Below are 18709 nucleotides of genomic sequence, written 5' to 3'. Positions count from 1 at the left end.
GGAGAAACAATGGACTGGACCAATCGGTCCGTCAAGGGAATCCCGTCGAACGGCTCCGCCAACCGTCCCCGAATCAACTACAGGGCTGCAAAACGGACAAGACGGCACGTCAGGGGACGTACAGTTCCTCGATGTCCGCCGCGTAGTGCTCCGCGATCGCCGCCCGTCGCAGCTTCAGCGACGGCGTGAGCAGCCCCTGTTCCAGGCCGAACTCCCGTGGCAGCAGCCGGAACGCACGGATCGACTCGGCCCGCGACACCGCCGTGTTGGCCGCCGCCACCGCGCGCTGGATCTCGGCGTGCAGCTGCTCGTCCGCGAGCACCGCCCACGGGTCCAGCAGCTCCCGTCCGTTCGTGCGCAGCCAGTGTGCCAGGGCGGCCGGGTCGAGCGTGATCAGCGCGGCGATGTACGGGCGGTCGTCGCCGACCACCAGGCACTGGGAGACGAGCGGGTGCGCCGACACCCGTTCCTCCAGCGCGGCGGGGGCGAGGTTCTTGCCGCTGCTGGTGACGATGAGGTCCTTCTTGCGGCCGGTGATGGTGAGGTACCCGTCCTCGTCGAGGTGGCCGAGGTCCCCGGTGGCGAACCAGCCGTCCTGCAGCGACTCAGCGGTGCAGCGCGGGTGGTTGAGGTACCCGCCGAACACGGACCCGCCGCGCACCCACACCTCGCCGTCGTCCGCGATCGCCACCGAGGCGCCGGGGATCGGCCGGCCGACCGTGCCGAGCTTCTGCCGCCCGGTCGGGTTGGCGGTGATCGCGGCGGAGGTCTCGGTCAGCCCGTAGCCCTCGTACAGCTGGAAGCCGGCGCCGGCGAAGAACAGCGCGAGTTCGCGGCGCAGCGACGAGCCGCCGCACACGATGCTGCGCGCCCTGCCGCCGAGGACGGCGCGCAGCCGCGGGTAGAGCGTCTGCTCGTAGGCGAGGTGGCGCAGGCGCAGCCGGGGGTTCGGTCCTGGGCCGCGGCCGAAGAGCCTCTGCTCCCTGGCCGCCGCCCAGTCGACGGCCACCTGCCGTGCCTGCTCGAAGAGTTCGCCGCGTCCGGCATCCTCGGCGGTGCGCCGGGCCTGCTGGAAGATCTTTTCGAAGACGTACGGGACGGCGTGCAGGAAGGTGGGCCGGAAGGAGGCCAAGGCGGGCAGCAGGGCGTCGGTGGAGACCTCGGGGACGTGGCCGATCCGGAATCCGCCGCGCATCGCCGCGACCTGCACGGCCCGCCCGTAGACGTGCGCGAGCGGCAGGAAGAGCAGGGTGGAGGGCTGGCCGCCGGAGGGGTCCCGGAAGACGTCGCTCCAGCCGCCGAGCAGGGCGTCGGCCTCGGCGGCCAGGTTGGCGTGGGTGATCAGGCAGCCCTTGGGGCGTCCGGTGGTGCCGGAGGTGTAGACGACGGTGGCGATGTTCGAGGCGGCGACGCCGAGGCGCTGGCGGTGCACGAGGGCGTCGGGCACGCCGAGCCCGTCCTCGGTGATCGCGCCGACGCAGTCGCGGTCGAGCTGCCAGATGCCGCTGAGGTCGGGCAGGGCGTCGCAGACCGCGCCGACGGTCATCGCGGCGTCCTCGTCCTCGACCAGGCAGGCGACCGACTGGGTCTCGGCGAGGATCCAGCGCACCTGCTCGGGCGCGGCGGTGGGGTAGACGGGGACGGTGATCGCGCCGATCGACCAGAGCGCGTAGTCGAAGAGCGTCCACTCGTAGCGGGTGCGGGACATCAGGGCGACCCGGTCGCCGTAGCGCACGCCCCGGGTGAGCAGGCCCTTGGCGAGGGCGAGGACCTCGTCGCGGAACTCGCGGGCGGTGACGTCCCGCCACGCGCCGTCGGCGGTGCGCAGGGCCAGCTGGGGGAGGGCGGGGGTGCGTTCCGCGGTGTCGTAGAGCGAGTCGGCGAGTCCTCCGGCGGCCTCGGGTGCGGCCAGGGCCGGGGTGGTGAACTCGCGCACGTTCCTCCCCGGTTCGCGTCCTCCGGCGCTCGCCCGCGTCCCGCTCGCGGCTGCCGTGGAGCCGAAACTATCGGATCGTCCCGCGGCTGCCCAGGGTTGTGTCGGTGACGCGACGAGATCGGCACAAGGGCGTACGGAAAGTGCCGTACGTCCGTACGGAGAGCGTCGTACGCGGGTGCGACCGAGGGCCGCGCCCGGACGGTGGGGGCCGCCGCCGTCCTGACGTGTGCGGGGCAAGTGAAGACGAGAAGGATTTCGGCCCTCGAACGAGTGGTCAGGGCGTAGTAGGCTCTCGCAGACCTGTGGCCGGGCCCCCGGCCAGGCCCGATCCGTACCCGACCCCCGAACCGGGCTCCCCACCGCCCGTGTGCTCGCCCCGCTCCGCCCACCCTCCCCTTCCGCGCCTGGCACTTCCCGACCGAGGACTCCATGCGTCTGCGTAGCAGCTCGATCCGCGCGAAGATCATCGCGCTGCTCCTGGTGCCCATCGTCGCGCTCACCGCCCTGTGGGTGTACGCGACCATCGCCACCACCGGAGACGTCTGGAACCAGCTGGAGCTCAGCCGTACGTACAAGGAGTTCGGCGCCCCCGCCGACCAGTACGCCACCGACCTGCAGAACGAGCGCCGCGCCGCCGTTCAGCGCCTCGCCGACCCGGGCTCGCGCGCCGCCCGCGACGCCTACGACCGCGCCAAGGCCGACACCGACCGCGACCTCGGCGTCCTGCGCGACAAGAAGGAACGCATCGGCGGCAGGCTCTCCACCGCCCAGCGCGGGCGCCTCCTGCAGATCCTCGCCGCCGCCGACCAGATGGTCCCGCTGCGCGCCCAGGTGAGCCGCTCGGCGCTCAACTGGGAGTTCGCGCTCGACCAGTACAGCGACCTGGTCAAGCCGGTGTTCGGCTTCCGCTCCGCGTTCGTCGCCCAGCAGAGCGGCCAACTCCCGCGCCAGGGCACGATCCTGATCGAGCTCGTGCGCGCCCGCGAGTACCTGGCCCAGGAGGACGCGGCGATGGAGGGCCTGCGCACCGGCACCGCCCGGCCCACCGCCGAGCAGTACCAGACCGCGCTGGACGCCCTGCACAACCAGCAGGCGCTGTACACCGTCTACATCGCCGAGCTCGAACCCGCCGACCAGGCCGACTACATCGCCCTGCGCGGCGGCGACACGTGGGCCGCGCTGGTGCGCGCCGAGGCCGACTTCGTCGGCGCCGGCGGCCCTGCCAACGTCGCGCAGGCCATCAACGGCGACTCCTGGCGGGAGACCGCCGACCGCGCCCTCGGCGACCTCGCCGCCGTCAACTCCCGCATCGCCGACGGCATGGCCGAGCGCGAACAGTCGTATGCGACCGGCCTGTTGTGGCGCGGCGGGATCGCCGGCGCGGCCGGCCTGGTCGCCATCGTGCTGACGGTGCTCATCTCCTTCCGGATCGGCCGCGGCCTCGCCCGCGAGCTGATCGGCCTACGCAACGCCGCCAACGAGCTCGCCACCACCCGCCTGCCCGCCGTCATGCGGCGGCTGCGCCGCGGCGAGGCCGTGGACGTCGCCGCCGAGGCGCCGGAACTGCGGTTCGGGCAGGCCGAGATCGGCCAGGTCGGCCAGGCGTTCAACGCCGTGCAGCGGGCCGCCGTCGAGGCCGCCGTCGAGCAGGCCGACCTGCGCCGCGGCGTCTCGGCCGTCTTCGTCAACCTCGCCCGGCGCAGCCAGGTGCTGCTGCACCGCCAGCTGACCCTGCTGGACACCATGGAGCGCCGCACCGAGGACCCCGCGGAGCTGGAGGACCTGTTCAAGGTCGACCACCTCACCACCCGCATGCGCCGTCACGCCGAGGGCCTGATCATCCTGGCCGGCGGTTCGCCGGGGCGCGCCTGGCGCAAGCCGGTGCGGATGGTGGACGTCGTGCGCGCGGCGGTCGGCGAGGTCGAGGACTACGCCCGCGTGACGGTCCGCCCGTTCCCCGGCACCGGACTGCTCGGCAGCGCCGTCGCCGACGTGACCCACCTGATCGCCGAACTCGTCGAGAACGCCGCGGTGTTCTCCCCGCCGAACACCCAGGTCACCGTCCAGGGCGAGGTCGTGGCGCACGGCTTCGCGCTGGAGATCGACGACCGCGGGCTCGGGCTGAGCGGGCCGGCGCTCGCCGAGATCAACGAACGCCTCGCCGTGGAGCAGGAGTTCGACCTCGCCGACACCGACCGACTGGGCCTGTTCGTGGTCAGCCGGCTGGCCCGGCGGCACGGTATCCGGGTGCACCTTCGGCCCTCGCCGTACGGCGGGACGACGGCCGTCGTGCTCGTGCCGCGCGAGCTGCTCGCGGAGGCACCGGACGGGCCGGCCGAGCCCTCGCAGGCGGGGCGGCGTCCGGTGGCGACGGCCCGGCGCGGCCAGCGGGACCTCGTGGCGGTGCCGGGAGGCGCGGCCACGGCGACGTCCTCCGAGGTGTCCCCGGCGGTGTCCTCCGAGGTGCCCTCGGTGGTGCCCGGTCCGGCTCCGGGTGACGGAGCGCCGGGCGCTGCTGCGAGCGCTGCGAGAGGCTCCGCGGGCGGGAAGCACCGCGTCACCGGCGGGCCGCGGCCGTCCGCGGCCGAACCGGCCCGAACGCCGGGCGGGCTGCCGCGCCGGGCGTCGCGGACGAAGGGCGGGCCGGTGCTCGTCCCGCCTCCGGGCTCGCAGGGCCGCGGTTCGACGGGCGGCTCGGCAGGTGGTCCGGCAGGTGGTCCGGACGGCGGCTCGGAGGGCACCGGCCGCCACCGCCGGGCGGAGATCCTGCCCGCCGTGGGTGCGGCGGCTGCCGGGCCTGCGGACGTCGCGGTCGGTGATGTGGTTCCGGAGGCTCGGGCGGTTCCGGTGGATCTGGATGCCCTGGATGCCCCGGTGGCCCCGGTGGCCCCGGTGGCCCCGGCGGTCTTGGGGGAGCAGCCGGCTGCCGGTGCGCGGACCCCGGGCGGACTGCCCCGGCGGGTGCGGCAGGCGAACCTCGCGCCGCAGCTCAAGCAGCAGATGAAGGAACGTCTCCGCGGCGGGCGCGCCGAGGACGCGCGACCGTCCGAGGACCCGGTGGTCCGGGCGGCACAGGAGGCCGAGCGGGCCGCCCGGGAGGCCGAGCGCGCGCGGGATCGGTCGCCGGAGGAGGCACGGGCCACGTTCGCGTCGTTCCAGCGCGGGTTCACCCGGGGTCGCGGCGCCACCGGTCAGTCGTCGGCCGCGTCGTCGTCAGCCGCGTCGCCGTCGGGCCCGACGAGCCCGTCGCCGACGCCCGAAGGCCGGCCCGCCGTCACGTCCGTCCCGGTCTGGCAGCCGCCGGGCACCTCCCGGCGGGCGATCAGCCCGGCGCCCGCCCCGGCGGCCCTCCCCGCGCCGCCCGACGGCAGCCGGGCGCCGCTCGCCAGGCGCCCACCGGCGGGCCCGCCGGTCCGCTTGGTACCGCCGGCCGGTCCCCTGGGTCCCTCCGGCCCCTCCGGCCCCTCCCGCTCCGGTGCACCCGGGACGGACGCGCAGACACCACCAGCAGGACCGGAACGACCAGTACGACCGGTTCGACCAGCACCACCCGTAACGCCCGCTCCAGCGGAAGGAACTGATTCATGACCATCTCGACCCAGCCGTCCGGGGACCTCAACTGGCTCCTGGACGACCTGGTGGGACGCGTCGCGGCCCTGCGGCACGCGGTGATCCTCTCCAGCGACGGCCTGGCCACCGGCGCCTCCCGCGGTCTCGAACGCGAGGACGCCGAGCACCTCGCCGCCGTCGCGGCCGGCTTCCACAGCCTCGCCAAGGGCACCGGCGGGCACTTCAAGGTCGGCGGGGTCCGCCAGACCATGGTCGAGCTCGACGAGGCGTTCCTGTTCATCACGGCGGCCGGCGACGGCAGCTGCCTGGCCGTGCTGAGCGAGGCCGAGGCGGACATCGGCCAGATCGCCTACGAGATGGCCCTGCTGGTCAAGCGGGTCGGCGAGCACATGGCCGCCGAGCCGCGCACCGAAGCCGCGCTGCCGCCGGGGAGATGATCGGTTCGATGGCGGATCCGAACGCGGAGGCGGTGGCGGAGCGGGACGAGTCCGTGGCCGCGACGGACGGGGCCGGGCCTGCGGCCGCTTCGAGCGCGGACCCTTCGAGTGCGGACGCCGCGGCCGTGGACGGCTCGTCCGCGGACGAGCTCGCGGACGAGCTCGCGGACGAGCTCGCGGACGAGCCCTCGGACGTGCCCGAGGTGGACCTGTTCCGGCCGCGCACCCCGGTCGACGATCGCTGGTTCGACGACGAAGCCGGCCCGGTGGTGCGGCTGTACTCGATGACCCGCGGCCGCACCCGCCCGGTCGAGGACGGCCTGTTCGACCTCATCTCGCTGATCACCGCCGCCGAGCCCGGACCGGACGCGGGGGCCGTGCCCGCGCACGTGCTCGACCCGGAGCACCAGACCATCCTGGCCTGGTGCCGCCGCGAGCCGCTGTCCGTCGCCGAGCTCGGCTCGTACACCGACCTGCCGGTCAGCGTCGTCCGCGTGCTGCTCGGCGACCTCTACGACGCCGAACTGATCAGCGTCACCCGACCCGTTCCGCTCGCCGAGCTACCGGACGAGCGCCTGCTGCGAGACGTGATCAATGGACTCCGTGCGCTCTGAGTACCACGCCGGGCACGACACCGGAAACGACGCCGGGCACCGCGACGGGCCGGCCGCCGGGCCCGACGCCACCGACCCACGCTGGCGCGGCGGTCCGGCCGTCGCGGTCAAGATCCTCGTCGCGGGCGGCTTCGGCGCGGGCAAGACGACGCTGGTCGGCGCGGTCAGCGAGATCCGCCCGCTGCGCACCGAGGAGGAGCTGAGCGAACTCGGCCGCCCGGTGGACGACACCTCGGGTGTGGAGGCCAAGCGCACCACCACGGTGGCGATGGACTTCGGCCGGATCGACCTGAGGCCCGGGCTCGCGCTCTACCTGTTCGGCACGCCCGGTCAGGACCGCTTCTGGTTCGTGTGGGACGAGTTGGCGCGCGGAGCACTCGGCGCCGTGGTGCTCGCGGACACCCGGCGCCTCGCCGACTGCTTCCCCTCGGTGGACTTCTTCGAGCAGCGCGGTATCCCGTTCGTCGTCGCGGTGAACTGCTTCGACGGGACGGAACGCTTCTCGCCCGAGGAGGTGCGGGACGCGCTCGACCTCGACCCGGGCGTCCCGGTGCTGCTGTGCGACGCGCGGCTGCGCGAGGACGGGAAGGACCTGCTGGTCGCCCTCGTCGAGCACGCCGCCACCCGGCCGCGCCGTGCGGCCTCCCGGGCCTGACCCTTCGTCCGCCCGTACTTTCGCTCCTTCAATCGCTCCCTTTGCCGTTCCCGCCGCCATCCCATCGAGCCGTCGTCTCATTTCCGTGTCCGCATCCCGGACGTCCGGCGCGATGAAGGTTGCCTAGACCGGGCCGGCGTGGAAGGCTCTGTGGACGAAGGCCGCCCGGCCATGCCGTCGGGGAGCCCGGATGCGCGTCGGTGCTGACGCTTGTCCGGCAGCAGGCTCTTCGATCACGCACCTTCGGCCCGCAGCCCGCGTCGCCGAGCACGGATCCAGGGGAGGGCAGCAGGATGACCGTCGGTCGGCACACCACCGCGGCCGCGCCCGCCTCCGTCCGCACCCCGGTCCCGTCGGTGCTCACCGCCCGCCGCTACATCGACCACGCGCTGACCTGCAGCGCGTGTTGTCGCTGACCGGCCGGCCCCTCCCCGGTACGCCCGACCCCGCTTGCGGCCCCAGGCCGCGTCGTCCGGCGCACCGTCACCCCGTCGACCAGGCCGGAGCGGCACACCGGAACCCGGCGTGCCCGCGACCGGCGATCCGGCCCCGCCACGCGGAGAGACCACCTGTGAACCTCGCCTTCCCCACCCCCGCCCCCGGAGCCGCCGGGCGCCCACGCGCAGCCGGGACGTCCCCCGTCGAGCGCGGCGGCGCACCGTCCGGGCGGTCGATCGGGCGGACGAGCGGACAACCGAACGGGCGCTCGCGCACGGTCGGTCACGCAGTCGCGGACGGCCGCTCCGGCCGCTCCCGCCGATCCGGTCGCGCTGACCTGGAGCCGTTCTGGCCCTCCAGGCAGCCGCACCTGTTCGATCAGACGTGTCCGGGTTCGCCCAGCGCGTCCCGGTCCTCCGCCCGCTGATTCCGGACTCCGGATCCCGGACCCGCCGTCCGGATCAGCCCAGGCAGTAGCCCGGTCGACGCGCAGACGACTCCACCCCGTCCGTCACGCGCGAAATGAGCGGCACACCATGTCTTCTTCTTCCACGGCCACCCTGCCCCTGCCCACCGCGACCCCGCACCTGCGCGCGGTCCGCTCGGTCCAGCCCGTTCCCGCTGTTCCGTCCGTTCCGTCGGTTCCGTCCGGGATCGTCAACTCCCAGGTCCGGGCCGCGCGTTCGGTGCCTCCGCACGTGCTCCCGCCCCGGCCCGCCCCGACGGTCGCTCCGGCCGCGGTGCCTCCGGCGCCGCCGCAGTCGCTGCTGGCGGCGCTGCCGGAAGGCGCGTCCGTGGTCGCGGCGCTGCCGCAGGGCGCGCTGCCGCACACCCTCCTCGCCCAGTACGGTGCGCAGTTCGGCGACCCGGCCGGGCGGCCGATGGTCGGGTACCTGGTGCTCGTGCCCGCGGAGAACCCGGCCGGTGCGGGTTCGACCGCGGTGGGTCCGGCCGGCGGCCCGGCCGGCTCGTCGGCCGCCCGACCGGTCCGCCCGGCGGGCCGGGGCATCACCGTCGACAACGAGCGGCGCAACGCGTACGTGGACGGGCGGCTGCTCGACCTCACGTACCTGGAGTTCGAACTGCTCGCCCACCTCACGGAGCACCCGCAGCGGGTGCACACCCGTGATCACCTGGTCTCCGCCGTGTGGGGCTACGGCCACGTCGGCGACGGTCGGACGGTGGACGTGCACGTGGCCCGTCTGCGGCGCAAGCTCGGATCGGCCTACCGCGACACGATCGTGACGGTCCGCCGGGTCGGCTACAAGTACACGCCGGTGGCGTGAGGGGTCGCCCGCTCCGGAGGCCGACGGTGAACAGCTGACAGAGAACAGCTGACAGGGAACAGATAACAGACGACAGATAACAGATTTTGAAATCTGTTATCTGTCGTCTGTCACCCGCCCGCCGTCACCGGCTCAGTCGGTCGATCTCCGCGAGCTCCTCCGCAGTCAGCGGGCCGCCGTTCAGCGCGTCGATGTTCTGGTCCAGTTGCGCGACGCTGCTCGCCCCGATGATCACCGACACCACGCGCGGGTCGCGCAGCACCCAGCAGAGCGCGAGCTGGGCGAGCGTCTGCCCGCGGCCCTCGGCGACCTTGGCGAGCGCCCGGAGCTGCTCCAGGCGCGCCCCGTCGAGGGCCTTCTCGCTCAGGAACTTCCCGACCGACATCCGCGACCCGGCCGGCACGTCGCCGGACAGGTAGCGGTCCGTCAGGAGGCCCTGTGCGAGCGGGGAGTAGGCGATCAGACTGGTCTGGGTGTCGCCGACGGCGTCCAGGACGCCCTCCTCCACGGACCGGTTGAGGATCGAGTACGCCGACTGGTTCATCAGCACCGGCGTCCCCAGCTCGCGCAGGATCGCCACCGCCTCCCGGTGCTGCTCCGCCGGGTAGTTGGAGATGCCCGCGTACAGCGCCCTCCCCGAGCGGACCGCGCTGTCCAGCGCGCCCATCGTCTCCTCGATCGGGGTCTCCGGGTCGTACCGGTGCGAGTAGAAGACGTCGACGTAGTCGAGCCCCATCCGCCCGAGCGACTGGTCCAGGCTGGCCAGCAGGTACTTGCGGCTGCCGCCGTTGCCGTACGGACCCGGCCACATGTCCCAGCCGGCCTTGGTGGCGATGAACAGCTCGTCCCGGTACGGGCGGAGGTCCTGCGCGAAGAGGTACCCGAAGTTGCGCTCCGCGCTGCCGTACGGCGGGCCGTAGTTGTTCGCCAGGTCGAAGTGGGTGATCCCGCGGTCGAAGGCGCGGCGCAGCACCGCCCGCTGGACGTCCAGGGGTTGGGCGTCGCCGAAGTTGTGCCAGAGGCCGAGCGAGACGGCGGGCAGCTGTACGCCGCTGCGTCCGGCCTTGCGGTAGGTCATCGAGCCATAGCGGTCATCCGAGGCGAGGTAGCTCATGCCGGACATCTTGCCAGCCGGTGCGCGTGGATCAAGGCCTTGCCGGCCCCCCTGGTCGCCGCCCGCCCCCTGGTCGCTGCCCGCACCCCGCCCCCCTGGCCACCACCGTCTGCGCCCCCACCCCCGGGGTTGCTTACACCCGCCGTGGCAGTGCTCATGCATGACACGGCGTGACGTGACGCGTGCCACCGGCATGGGCGGAATGCCGGCAGGCGGTGCGGGGGATGACGATCGGGCGAGGGAATGCGGGTGAGGGAATGCGGGCGAGGGGCCGTGGCCGCCGGGGGGCGGCGCACGGCCCTCGGTCGTCTGGGGGATGGGCGTGCCGCCATGGCGGAGGAAACGCCGGGGGGAAACCACTGGCGCTCTGTACCTACTGGTATGTACAGTGATCCACATGGCAACCCAGGACCGTCTCATCGAGAGCACCCAGGAGCTCCTCTGGGAGCGCGGCTACGTCGGCACCAGCCCCAAGGCCATCCAGCAGCGCGCCGGCGTCGGCCAGGGCAGCATGTACCACCACTTCACCGGCAAGCCCGACCTGGCCGCGACCGCCCTGCGCCGCAGCGCCGAGGAGATGCGCGCCGTCGCGGAGGCCGACCTCGTCTCCCCGGGCAGCGCCTACGACCGCATCGCCGCCTACCTCCACCGCGACCGCGACGTGCTGCGCGGGTGCCGGATCGGACGGATGGCGCAGGACCCGGACGTCATCGCCGACCCGCAGCTGCGGGCGCCGGTCGAGGAGACGTTCGACTGGCTCCGCGGGCGGATCGCCGAACTCGTCGCCGAGGGCCAGGCGGCGGGCGAGCTCGTCCCCGGCGTCGACCCGGTCGACACCGCGGCCGCGCTGGTCGCGGTCGTCCAGGGCGGCTACGTGCTCGCCCGCGCGGCCGACCGTGCCGAGCCCTTCGAGCAGGCCGTCCGCGGCGCCCTCGCCCTGCTCGCGGCCCAGCGGACGAACCGAACGGCCTGAGACCGGAGCCGGACCGCGGGCGGGCCCCGCAAACGCCCGTCCCGATCAAGCCGCCCACGGAGGAGAAGCACCCGTGCACGCCATGCAGTACGAGATCACCCTCCCCGCCGACTACGACATGGGGATCATCCGCAAGCGCGTCGCCGAGCGGGGTCACCTCCTCGACGCCCACCCCGGCCTGGGCCTCAAGGCGTACCTGGTCCGGGAACGCGGGCGCGACGGCTCGCCGGTCAACCAGTACGCGCCGTTCTACCTGTGGCGGACGGCCGAGGGCATGAACGGCTTCCTCTGGGGCCCCGGCTTCCGTGGCCTCAGCGCCGACTTCGGCCGCCCCGCCGTCAGGCACTGGCTCGGTGCCGGGCTCGCGCGAGGGCCCGTGGCCGCCGGGCCCGCCGTGCCCGGTGCGGACGGACCGGCCACCGCCACCCGCCGGACCGTCCGCCTCTCCGAGACCGCCGATCCCGCCGAGGCCGTCGAGCAGGCCCTCGCCGACCTGCCCGCCCACCCCGCGCTGCACACCGCAGCCGTCGCGGTCGACCCGAGCCGGTGGGAGCTGCTCCAGATCGCCCTCTGGCGCGGCGAAGTCCCCGACGGCGCGCCCGGCACCCGCTACCGGGTGCTGCACCTGTCCCGGCCCGAACTCGACCGGCTCCCCGCCGGCCGCCACTGGTGAAAGGATTCGCCACCCCATGACCACCGCGCCCGAGTCCCTCGCGCCCCAGTCCTTTGCGCCCGAGTCGCTCGCCCCCGAGTCCCTCGTGCCCGCCGACCTCGCTCCCGCTCCGCTCGATCGAGAGGCCGGTTACGCCCTGCTCGCCGACCTCGCGGGGCCGGCCGCCGCGTCGACCCTCGCCGGCCTCGACGGTCTGGCCCCGGGTTTCGCCGACTGGATCGTCACCGCCCTGTTCGGCGGCACCTACCAGCGCCCCGGCCTCGCCCTGCGCGACCGTCAGGTCGCGAACCTGGCCGCGCTCACCGCCCTCGGCGGCGTCGAGCCGCAGCTCGCCGACCACGTCCGCAACAGCCTGCGGATCGGGATGACGCGTGAGGAGATCACCGAGGTGATCGTCCACCTGGCACCCTACGTCGGGGTCCCGAAGGCCCTGGCCGGCCTGCGCGTCGCCACCGCGACCTTCGCCGAGGCGCAGCAGGCGCAAGCGGTACAGACGGTGGAGACGCCACAGGCGGCATCGCCCGCCCAGGACCAGGACCAGGACCCAGACCAGGACCAGGACATCGCGCAGGGCCAGGACATACAGCGGGAGGCCGGCGCGTGACCGCCACCGTCCGCACGGTCCTGGGCGACATCGACCCCGCCGAGCTCGGCGTCACCGACTCCCACGACCACCTGTTCATCCGAAGCCCGCTGCTTCCCGGCGAGGAGCTGGACGACCCGGCCGCCGCGGAGGAGGTCCTGCGCTCCTTCGCCGCCGGCGGCGGGCGGACCTTCGTCCAGTGGACCCCGCACGGAATGGGACGCGGTGCCGACGCGCTCGCCCGCCTCTCGCGAATGACCGGCGTCCACGTCGTCGCCGCCACCGGAATGCACCAGGCGGTCCACTACGGCGAGGACGCCGGCGGTCTCTCCGCCCGGTACGACGGACTCGCCGAACGCTTCGTCACCGAGCTGACCACCGGTCTCCCGGGCGCTCCCGAGGGCGTCCGAGCCGGGCTGATCAAGGTCGCGTGCGACGTGGGCGCCAGCAGCACGCACACCCGTCTGGTCATGGCGGCCGCCGCCGAGGCCCATCACGCCACCGGCGCCCCGATCGCCGTCCACCTCGAACCCGGCGGCGACCCGTACTTCGTGCTGCTCTGGCTCCACGACCGCCACCGGGTCCCGGTCGACCGGATCGTCCTCGGGCACCTCACCCGCCTGCCCGACGTCCGGCTGCACCGCGAACTCGCCGACGAGGGCGTCTACTTGGCCCTGGACAGCCCCTCGCGGGCCGGCCACCCGGAGGACCACCAGGCCTTCGACCTCATCGCGGGCCTCGTCGACGCCGGCCACGCCGACAGGCTGCTCCTCGGCGCCGACACGACTACCCGCACCGCCCGCCGGGCCGGCGGCCCCACCCGGCTGCTCACCGACCTCGCACCGCGCCTCGGCCGCACGTTCGGCCCCGAGCTGCCCGAACTGCTCCTCACGGCCAACCCGGCGGCCGCCTTCGCCACCGACTGGCGCACCCCCTGAGGCCGACGCCCCCGTCCTCCCTGCCGTCCTTCCTGTTGTCCTTCCGACCGGCTCCGCGGCCGGCTCTCCTGCCATCTCTCCTGTGGCCGACTCCGCCCACCCGGGTTTCAATCCGAGTACCCCGACGGACCACGCCACCTCCAGAGAGGCGGACCGACGATGCACCCCTGGCTCGCTCCCGCCCGGCTCGCCGTCGCCGCGCTCGCGGCCGTCGCCCTCGGTTTCTCCGGCTATCACGCGGCGACCGGTTCCACCGGGGTGGTGAACTACTTCGGTTACTTCACCATCCTCGGCAACGCGGCCGCGGTCGTCGTCCTGGCGCTCGGCGGACTGGCGGGCCTGACCGGCCGCCGCCCCGTGCCCGACCCGGTGCGCGGGGCGGTCGTGCTCTACCTGGTGATCACCGGACTGGTGTACGGCACGGTCCTCGCCAAGTACCCGGACCAGCTGACGATCCCGTGGGTCAACGACGTGCTCCACCGCGTCATGCCGCTCGCCGTGCTCGCCGACTGGCTGATCGACCCGCCGGCGCGCCGCCTGCGCCCGGGGGCAGGGCTGTGGTGGCTGGGCCTCCCGCTGCTCTACCTGGGTTACACACTGCTCCGGGGCTGGGCCGTCGACTGGTATCCGTACCCGTTCCTCGACCCCGGCGTGCATGGCGGGTACCGGCGGGTGGCCGGCGCGTGCGCCCTGGTGGCGGCGGCGTTCGTCGTGGTCGGGGCGGCGATCCTGGCGGTCGGCAACGCCCTCGCCGCCCGCCGCGACGCCCGTCACGGCACCGTGCAGCGAGGCCGCCGCGCCCACGCCAGGACGACCTGAACGCATCAAGACGACCCGAACGCACCAGGGCGGCCTGAACGCACCAGGGCGGCCTGAACGCACCAGGACAATCTGAAACCGACGAACAGCTGACAGATAACAGATTTCGAAATCTGTTATCTGTCAGCTGTTATCTGTCATCCGCCGGCCGTCACTCCCGCACCCCGGCTCACCGGCTCACATGTGGGTGCCGCCGTCGATGCGGATCTCGGTGCCCGTGACGAACGCGCCGTCGTCCGACGCCAGCATCGCGATGACGCCCGCCACGGTCTCCGGCCCCGCGAAACCCTGGCCGATGGCGGGGGCGAGCTTGGCGAGCAGGCTGAAGTCGGCGTCGGCCGGCAGGCCCGGGTTGTTGGTCATGCCGCTGTCGATGCTGCCCGGCGCCACGCACACCGCGCGCAGCCCCTGCTTCGAGTACTCCGACGCGATGGCGTGCGTGAAGGACTGGATGCCGCCCTTGGTCGCGGCGTAGGCGGCCATGTACGGGTGGGCGAAACTCGCCGACGTGGAGCTGAAGTTGACCACCACGCCGCCGCCGCTCGCGAGCAGCGCCGGAAGCGCCTCGCGGGTCATCAGGAAGGTGCCGGTCAGGTTCACCGCGAGGAGCTTGTTCCAGAATTCCAGGCTGGTCTCGTGGGTGTGCGAGGAGCGCAGGATCCCGGCCGCGTTGACCAGGACGTCGAGCCCGCCAAGGCGTGCGACGGCCTCCGCGACGCCCGCCATGACGGCGCCTTCGTCCGAGATGTCCAGCACCGCGGTGGTGAGCCGGTCGGCGGTGCCGTCGGCGGTCGCGCGGTCCGCGGTGCTCCGCAGGCCGTCCGCGCTGACGTCGACCGCGACGACCTTGCCGCCCTCGGCGAGGATCCGGTGCACGGTGGCCTGGCCGATGCCCGAGCCGCCGCCGGTGATCAGGACGTTCCGTCCGCTGAAGCGCTCCATGGTGGTTCTCCGTTCGTTCCCGTGGTCTCTCGACCTCAAGAGACACGGTACGCCCGAGTGGCATAACGTGCCAATAAGTCTCGACATGCCGACCCGGCGTGAGCTGCCTGCCTGGCACGGGACGCGTACGCTGAGCCCGTGACCGGACGCCCTTCCCTGACCCAGCGCCGCCGCGAAGCCACCCGGCTGGACATCGCCCGCACCGCCGCCGCGCTCTTCGCCGAACGGGGCGCCGAGGCGACCACCGCCGAGGAGATCGCCAACGCCGCGGGCATCTCGCTGCGCACCTTCTACCGGTACTTCTCGGTCAAGGAGGACGCCGTCGCCCCGCTGCTCGCGGCCGGCGGGCGGCGCTGGGTCGAACTGTTCGCGGAAAGCTCCGCCGACCTGCCGGTGCGCGAGGCGCTGGAGCGCTCGGCGGTCGCCTCGCTGACCCCGGCCGACGCGCCTGCCGCCGAGGCCATGCACTGGACCCGCAGCCTGCTGCGCGACCCCCGTCTCGCGAGCACCTGGCAGCGCGTGCACGCCGACTCCGAGGAGCGGCTGCGCGGCGTCCTGGCCGACCGCTGCGCGGAGGACGCGGACGTGCTGGAGATCCGCCTGGCCGCCGCTGCGGCGACCGCCGCGATCCGGGTCGCCCTGGAGGAGTGGGCCCTCTCCGACGCCCCCGCGACGGGCCCGGGTTCACCTCAGGAGCTGGGCGCCCGCTGCATGCGCGAACTCACCGGGGGGCTGCGCCCGTGGAGCCGGGTGCCGTGAGCAGGGTGCCGTGAGCAGGCCTGTGCGTCAGCGGTCCTCGAAGGCCGCGGCCGGCAGGGGTTCGACGCCGACGACGCGGCGGATGCGGGTGGGCTCGATGAGGACGGTGACGCGCCGCTCGCCGGGGATCCGCCACTCGTAGCGCTCCGCGCCGAGGTACTTGCGGGCGAGATCGTCCATCCGGCGGTCGGCGCGCTCGCCGGTCACGAACCCGACGGCGCGGCCGTGGATCTGGACCCGGTCGTACGGATCGGCCAGGTCGGCGTTGGAGAGGCAGACGCGCGGGTCGCGGCGCAGGTTCCGCTCCTTCGTGCGGCCGATGGCCGTGTTGAACAGGACGAGGTCGCCCTCCAGGTCCACCCACATCGGGGTGACGTGCGGGGCGCCCTCGGCGTCCGTGGTCGCCACGTACCAGATCCGCGGCTCGCGAACCCGAGCCCGGATCTCCTCGTTCCAGCCGCCCACCGCGCCACCTCCAGGGATTCCCGATCACCTGACGTTCTATCAGGTTCGGCTCGGCGAGATGACAACTTTCAGATGACAGATTTCAAACTCTGTTATCTGAAAGTTGTCATCCGTCACCCGGAACCCCGGCCCGCTAGGGTGGAAGATCGCGTCCCGACGGGGAACCGGGGAGGTGCCCCGGATGTCCTAGCGGCGGGGGCGTGAGTTCGAGGCGTGGGAGCAAGTAGGACATGGGTCTGACGAGCCACAAGGTGTTGGCGCTGACCGTATTGATCGCCGTCGTGATGATGGCCGCCACGGTCTGGCTGTGGCCCAGACTCGCGAGGAAGACCTGGCAGGCGGTGCTCGGCCGGATCGGCACGCTGCTCGCCACCCAGTTCACCGTGCTCGCCGCGCTCGGACTCGTCGCCAACAACTACTTCTCCTTCTACAGCAGCTGGGACGACCTGCTCGGCACCGGCGGTGACAACGGCCCGGTGGTGATCCACAACAAGGCGGACGCCTCCGGCCGCCTGCTCGTGGAGACGATCGGCCACGCCTCAGTCCAGGGCGGCGGCGCGATGGGCCGCGAGCCCGCCAAGTCCGGCGAGATCCGCAAGGTCCGGATCGACGGCAAGCTCACCCGGCTGTCCACGGAGGGCTACGTCTACCTGCCGCCGCAGTACTTCCAGCCCGAGTACGCGCAGCGCCAGTTCCCGGCCGTGATCGTCAGCACCGGTTTCCCCGGGCAGGCCGAGAACCTGATCACGCGGTTCAACTACCCGGGCGCGGCGCTCAAGCTGCTCCAGGAGGGGAAGATGCAGCCGACCGTCATGGTCCTCATGCGCCCCTCGCCGGCCCTCCCGCAGGACACCGAGTGCGAGGACATCCCCGGCGGCGCGCAGTCCGACACGTACTTCACCAAGGACGTCCCCTCGGCGATCCAGGCGAGCTTCCGGGTCTCCGCCGACCCGCAGGCGTGGGCCTTCATGGGCAACTCCACCGGCGGCTACTGCGCGGTCAAGCTCGCCATGCGCCACCCGGAGGTCTTCCCGACCGCCGTCTCCCTCTCCGGCTACTACCGTGCCGCCGAGGACCCGACCACCGGCGACCTCTTCGGCGGCAGCCGGCAGCGCCGGGACGAGGCCGACCTGATGTGGCGGCTCAAGAACCTGCCGCAGCCCAAGGCGGCCGTTCTGCTGGCGGGCACGAAGCAGGGTGACGGCGACTACAAGCACGACACCGAGGCGTTCATCGACGCGGTGCAGAGCCCCGGCCCGATGAAGGTCTCGTACAGCATGCTGGAGACCGGCGGCCACAACTTCGAGACGTGGAGCAAGCTGCTGCCGTCCTCGCTGGAGTGGCTGTCCGAGCACCTCAAGGTCCCGAACCAGCCGGGCCAGCCGGCCCCCGCAGCCTGAAGCCGGCCTTCGTAGCCGGACAGCCGGTTCCCGCAGCCGGATGGTCCCCGCGGCCCGACTCGCTGCAGCCGGCCGGTTCCCGCAGTCCGACGGTCGCCGGCCTCGCGGACCGGCCGGCCTCAGGCCACCCGCTCCAGCGTCCCCGTGTGGAGCTCGCCGACCCGGCCGCCCTCGCCCTCGAAGGTCCAGAACGCGCGCACCGTCAGCCGGACCAGGTCCATCACGTGGCTGACGGTGATGCCGCTCTGCTCCGTCCAGCTGACGAAGTACACCTCGGGCGCGACCTCGGCGACGTGGAGCGCCACGTCCTCCCACTGGCCCGCCGACTCGCCGAGGCCCTCCCAGCGCAGCCGCTTGCCGTCGGCCGAGTAGGCGTTGCGGAAGGCCGCGCCGTTGTCGGCCCGGAAGAGGTAGGTGCGGCCGGCGAAGGCGGGCAGGGGCGCGGTCATGGTGCGGCGGTTCCTCGTCTCTGCGGGAGGGGGCGCGGTGCTCTTGTGCACGACGGTGGATGTCGGACCTCCAATTTATCCGATCGGGCGAGCTCGCACGCCACTGCCAGTGAAGACGCACCCCCGTCACCGTCACCACGCAAGGCCCGCCAGGGCACCGCCGGCCAACAGGTGACACCGGCACCGGCACAGGCACCGCGACGGTCGGCGGCACCCGGCTGCTCGGCGGGCGCGACCGCCTCGAACCCGCCGGGGCGCCGGACGCCGGGGTCCGGATCGGCGCCCGGCTCGCCCGAACATCAACGGCCCGCCGGGATGCCGGCCAACTGATCCACTGCGCACCGTAGTTGATCGACACAACTGTGAGCTGCGCGACAACCGGTCGAGACGAGTTGTCCGTTCACGGACCGACTGCCTAGCCTGCAACGGCGTCCGCCCTCGCGGACCCCGCCGCCGGGACGCCGAGTCCCGTCCACCCGACGGCGGGCAACCGAGCACCACAGCGGACGGGAGCGGGGGAACCAAGGTCAGCGCCACGACCCGGCACGCCCTCGCGCGTGCCGGCCGCGGCTTGGGGTGAAGCCGTTCCCACAGGCGGCCGGGCGACCTCTCAGTCCGAACCCGACAGCTCACCTCGCAGGCGTCGCAGAGGACACCC

The 18709-nt window shown here is 73.3% G+C and carries 18 protein-coding genes and 1 riboswitch; of the genes, 13 read left to right on the top strand and 5 right to left on the bottom strand.

Annotated features, from left to right (window positions below):
* Window positions 1-109 precede the first annotated feature (109 nt).
* Window positions 110-1936, bottom strand: coding sequence for an AMP-dependent synthetase/ligase (locus ACFXDE_RS01085; RefSeq protein WP_380489527.1), 1827 nt, complete (start codon window positions 1934-1936; stop codon window positions 110-112).
* Window positions 1937-2365: 429 nt separating this feature from the next.
* Between ACFXDE_RS01085 and ACFXDE_RS01080 the strand changes: the two genes are divergently transcribed.
* From ACFXDE_RS01080 to ACFXDE_RS01055, 6 genes are all read left to right on the top strand, one after another.
* Complete coding sequence (locus ACFXDE_RS01080; protein ID WP_380489525.1) at window positions 2366-5524, top strand: nitrate- and nitrite sensing domain-containing protein; 3159 nt, start codon at window positions 2366-2368, stop codon at window positions 5522-5524.
* The gene (locus tag ACFXDE_RS01075; RefSeq protein WP_380489523.1) at window positions 5521-5943 is read left to right on the top strand and encodes a roadblock/LC7 domain-containing protein; all 423 of its coding nucleotides are present in this window, start codon (window positions 5521-5523) and stop codon (window positions 5941-5943) included. The genes ACFXDE_RS01080 and ACFXDE_RS01075 overlap by 4 nt, the downstream gene beginning before the upstream one ends.
* 8 nt (window positions 5944-5951) lie before the next feature.
* Window positions 5952-6557 carry a DUF742 domain-containing protein gene (locus ACFXDE_RS01070; RefSeq protein WP_380489521.1) on the top strand — a complete coding sequence of 202 codons (606 nt, stop codon included), beginning with the start codon at window positions 5952-5954 and terminating at the stop codon, window positions 6555-6557.
* A 112-nt stretch (window positions 6558-6669) separates the two neighbouring features.
* The gene (locus tag ACFXDE_RS01065; protein WP_359958091.1) at window positions 6670-7212 is read left to right on the top strand and encodes an ATP/GTP-binding protein; all 543 of its coding nucleotides are present in this window, start codon (window positions 6670-6672) and stop codon (window positions 7210-7212) included.
* 293 nt (window positions 7213-7505) lie between these two features.
* Entirely contained in the window at window positions 7506-7628 is a 123-nt protein-coding gene (locus ACFXDE_RS01060) for a hypothetical protein (RefSeq protein WP_359957652.1), read from the top strand.
* Window positions 7629-8186: 558 nt separating this feature from the next.
* Window positions 8187-8936 carry a winged helix-turn-helix domain-containing protein gene (locus tag ACFXDE_RS01055; protein ID WP_380489519.1) on the top strand — a complete coding sequence of 250 codons (750 nt, stop codon included), beginning with the start codon at window positions 8187-8189 and terminating at the stop codon, window positions 8934-8936.
* Window positions 8937-9060: 124 nt separating this feature from the next.
* Here the strand turns inward: ACFXDE_RS01055 and ACFXDE_RS01050 are convergent, their stop codons facing one another.
* Window positions 9061-10050: an aldo/keto reductase gene (locus tag ACFXDE_RS01050; RefSeq protein ID WP_380489517.1), complete on the bottom strand. Its 990-nt coding sequence runs from the start codon at window positions 10048-10050 to the stop codon at window positions 9061-9063.
* A gap of 397 nt (window positions 10051-10447) precedes the next feature.
* Between ACFXDE_RS01050 and ACFXDE_RS01045 the strand changes: the two genes are divergently transcribed.
* From ACFXDE_RS01045 to ACFXDE_RS01025, 5 genes are all read left to right on the top strand, one after another.
* Window positions 10448-11023: a TetR/AcrR family transcriptional regulator gene (locus ACFXDE_RS01045; protein ID WP_380489515.1), complete on the top strand. Its 576-nt coding sequence runs from the start codon at window positions 10448-10450 to the stop codon at window positions 11021-11023.
* Window positions 11024-11096: 73 nt separating this feature from the next.
* Complete coding sequence (locus tag ACFXDE_RS01040; protein ID WP_380489514.1) at window positions 11097-11696, top strand: DUF4865 family protein; 600 nt, start codon at window positions 11097-11099, stop codon at window positions 11694-11696.
* Between the two features lie 16 nt (window positions 11697-11712).
* The gene (locus ACFXDE_RS01035) at window positions 11713-12300 is read left to right on the top strand and encodes a carboxymuconolactone decarboxylase family protein (RefSeq protein ID WP_380489512.1); all 588 of its coding nucleotides are present in this window, start codon (window positions 11713-11715) and stop codon (window positions 12298-12300) included.
* On the top strand, window positions 12297-13217 hold the full coding sequence (locus ACFXDE_RS01030; RefSeq protein ID WP_380489510.1) for a phosphotriesterase: 921 nt from the start codon (window positions 12297-12299) through the stop codon (window positions 13215-13217). The genes ACFXDE_RS01035 and ACFXDE_RS01030 overlap by 4 nt, the downstream gene beginning before the upstream one ends.
* A 159-nt stretch (window positions 13218-13376) precedes the next feature.
* Window positions 13377-14036: a Pr6Pr family membrane protein gene (locus tag ACFXDE_RS01025; RefSeq protein ID WP_380489508.1), complete on the top strand. Its 660-nt coding sequence runs from the start codon at window positions 13377-13379 to the stop codon at window positions 14034-14036.
* Window positions 14037-14213: 177 nt separating this feature from the next.
* Here ACFXDE_RS01025 and ACFXDE_RS01020 read toward each other — a convergent pair whose 3' ends face one another.
* Window positions 14214-14978: an SDR family NAD(P)-dependent oxidoreductase gene (locus ACFXDE_RS01020; RefSeq protein WP_380489507.1), complete on the bottom strand. Its 765-nt coding sequence runs from the start codon at window positions 14976-14978 to the stop codon at window positions 14214-14216.
* A 138-nt stretch (window positions 14979-15116) separates the two neighbouring features.
* Between ACFXDE_RS01020 and ACFXDE_RS01015 the strand changes: the two genes are divergently transcribed.
* Window positions 15117-15737 (top strand): TetR family transcriptional regulator, encoded by a 621-nt coding sequence (locus ACFXDE_RS01015; protein WP_380489504.1) that lies wholly within the window; start codon window positions 15117-15119, stop codon window positions 15735-15737.
* Window positions 15738-15764: 27 nt separating this feature from the next.
* Here the strand turns inward: ACFXDE_RS01015 and ACFXDE_RS01010 are convergent, their stop codons facing one another.
* The gene (locus ACFXDE_RS01010; protein ID WP_380489502.1) at window positions 15765-16202 is read right to left on the bottom strand and encodes a TIGR03618 family F420-dependent PPOX class oxidoreductase; all 438 of its coding nucleotides are present in this window, start codon (window positions 16200-16202) and stop codon (window positions 15765-15767) included.
* Between the two features lie 230 nt (window positions 16203-16432).
* On the opposite strand from ACFXDE_RS01010, the gene ACFXDE_RS01005 reads away from it, so the two are divergent.
* A complete protein-coding gene (locus tag ACFXDE_RS01005; protein ID WP_380489499.1) occupies window positions 16433-17602 on the top strand; it encodes an alpha/beta hydrolase in 1170 nt (389 codons plus the stop codon).
* A 119-nt stretch (window positions 17603-17721) separates the two neighbouring features.
* Here the strand turns inward: ACFXDE_RS01005 and ACFXDE_RS01000 are convergent, their stop codons facing one another.
* The gene (locus ACFXDE_RS01000; protein ID WP_380437798.1) at window positions 17722-18051 is read right to left on the bottom strand and encodes a MoaF N-terminal domain-containing protein; all 330 of its coding nucleotides are present in this window, start codon (window positions 18049-18051) and stop codon (window positions 17722-17724) included.
* Between the two features lie 485 nt (window positions 18052-18536).
* A riboswitch (cyclic di-AMP (ydaO/yuaA leader) is annotated at window positions 18537-18709 on the top strand.

This window comes from Kitasatospora sp. NPDC059408 (assembly GCF_042751525.1).
Classification (GTDB): domain Bacteria; phylum Actinomycetota; class Actinomycetes; order Streptomycetales; family Streptomycetaceae; genus Kitasatospora.
Note: the sequence above shows the minus strand (reverse complement) of the source record. Positions and strands in the feature narration are given on the sequence as shown.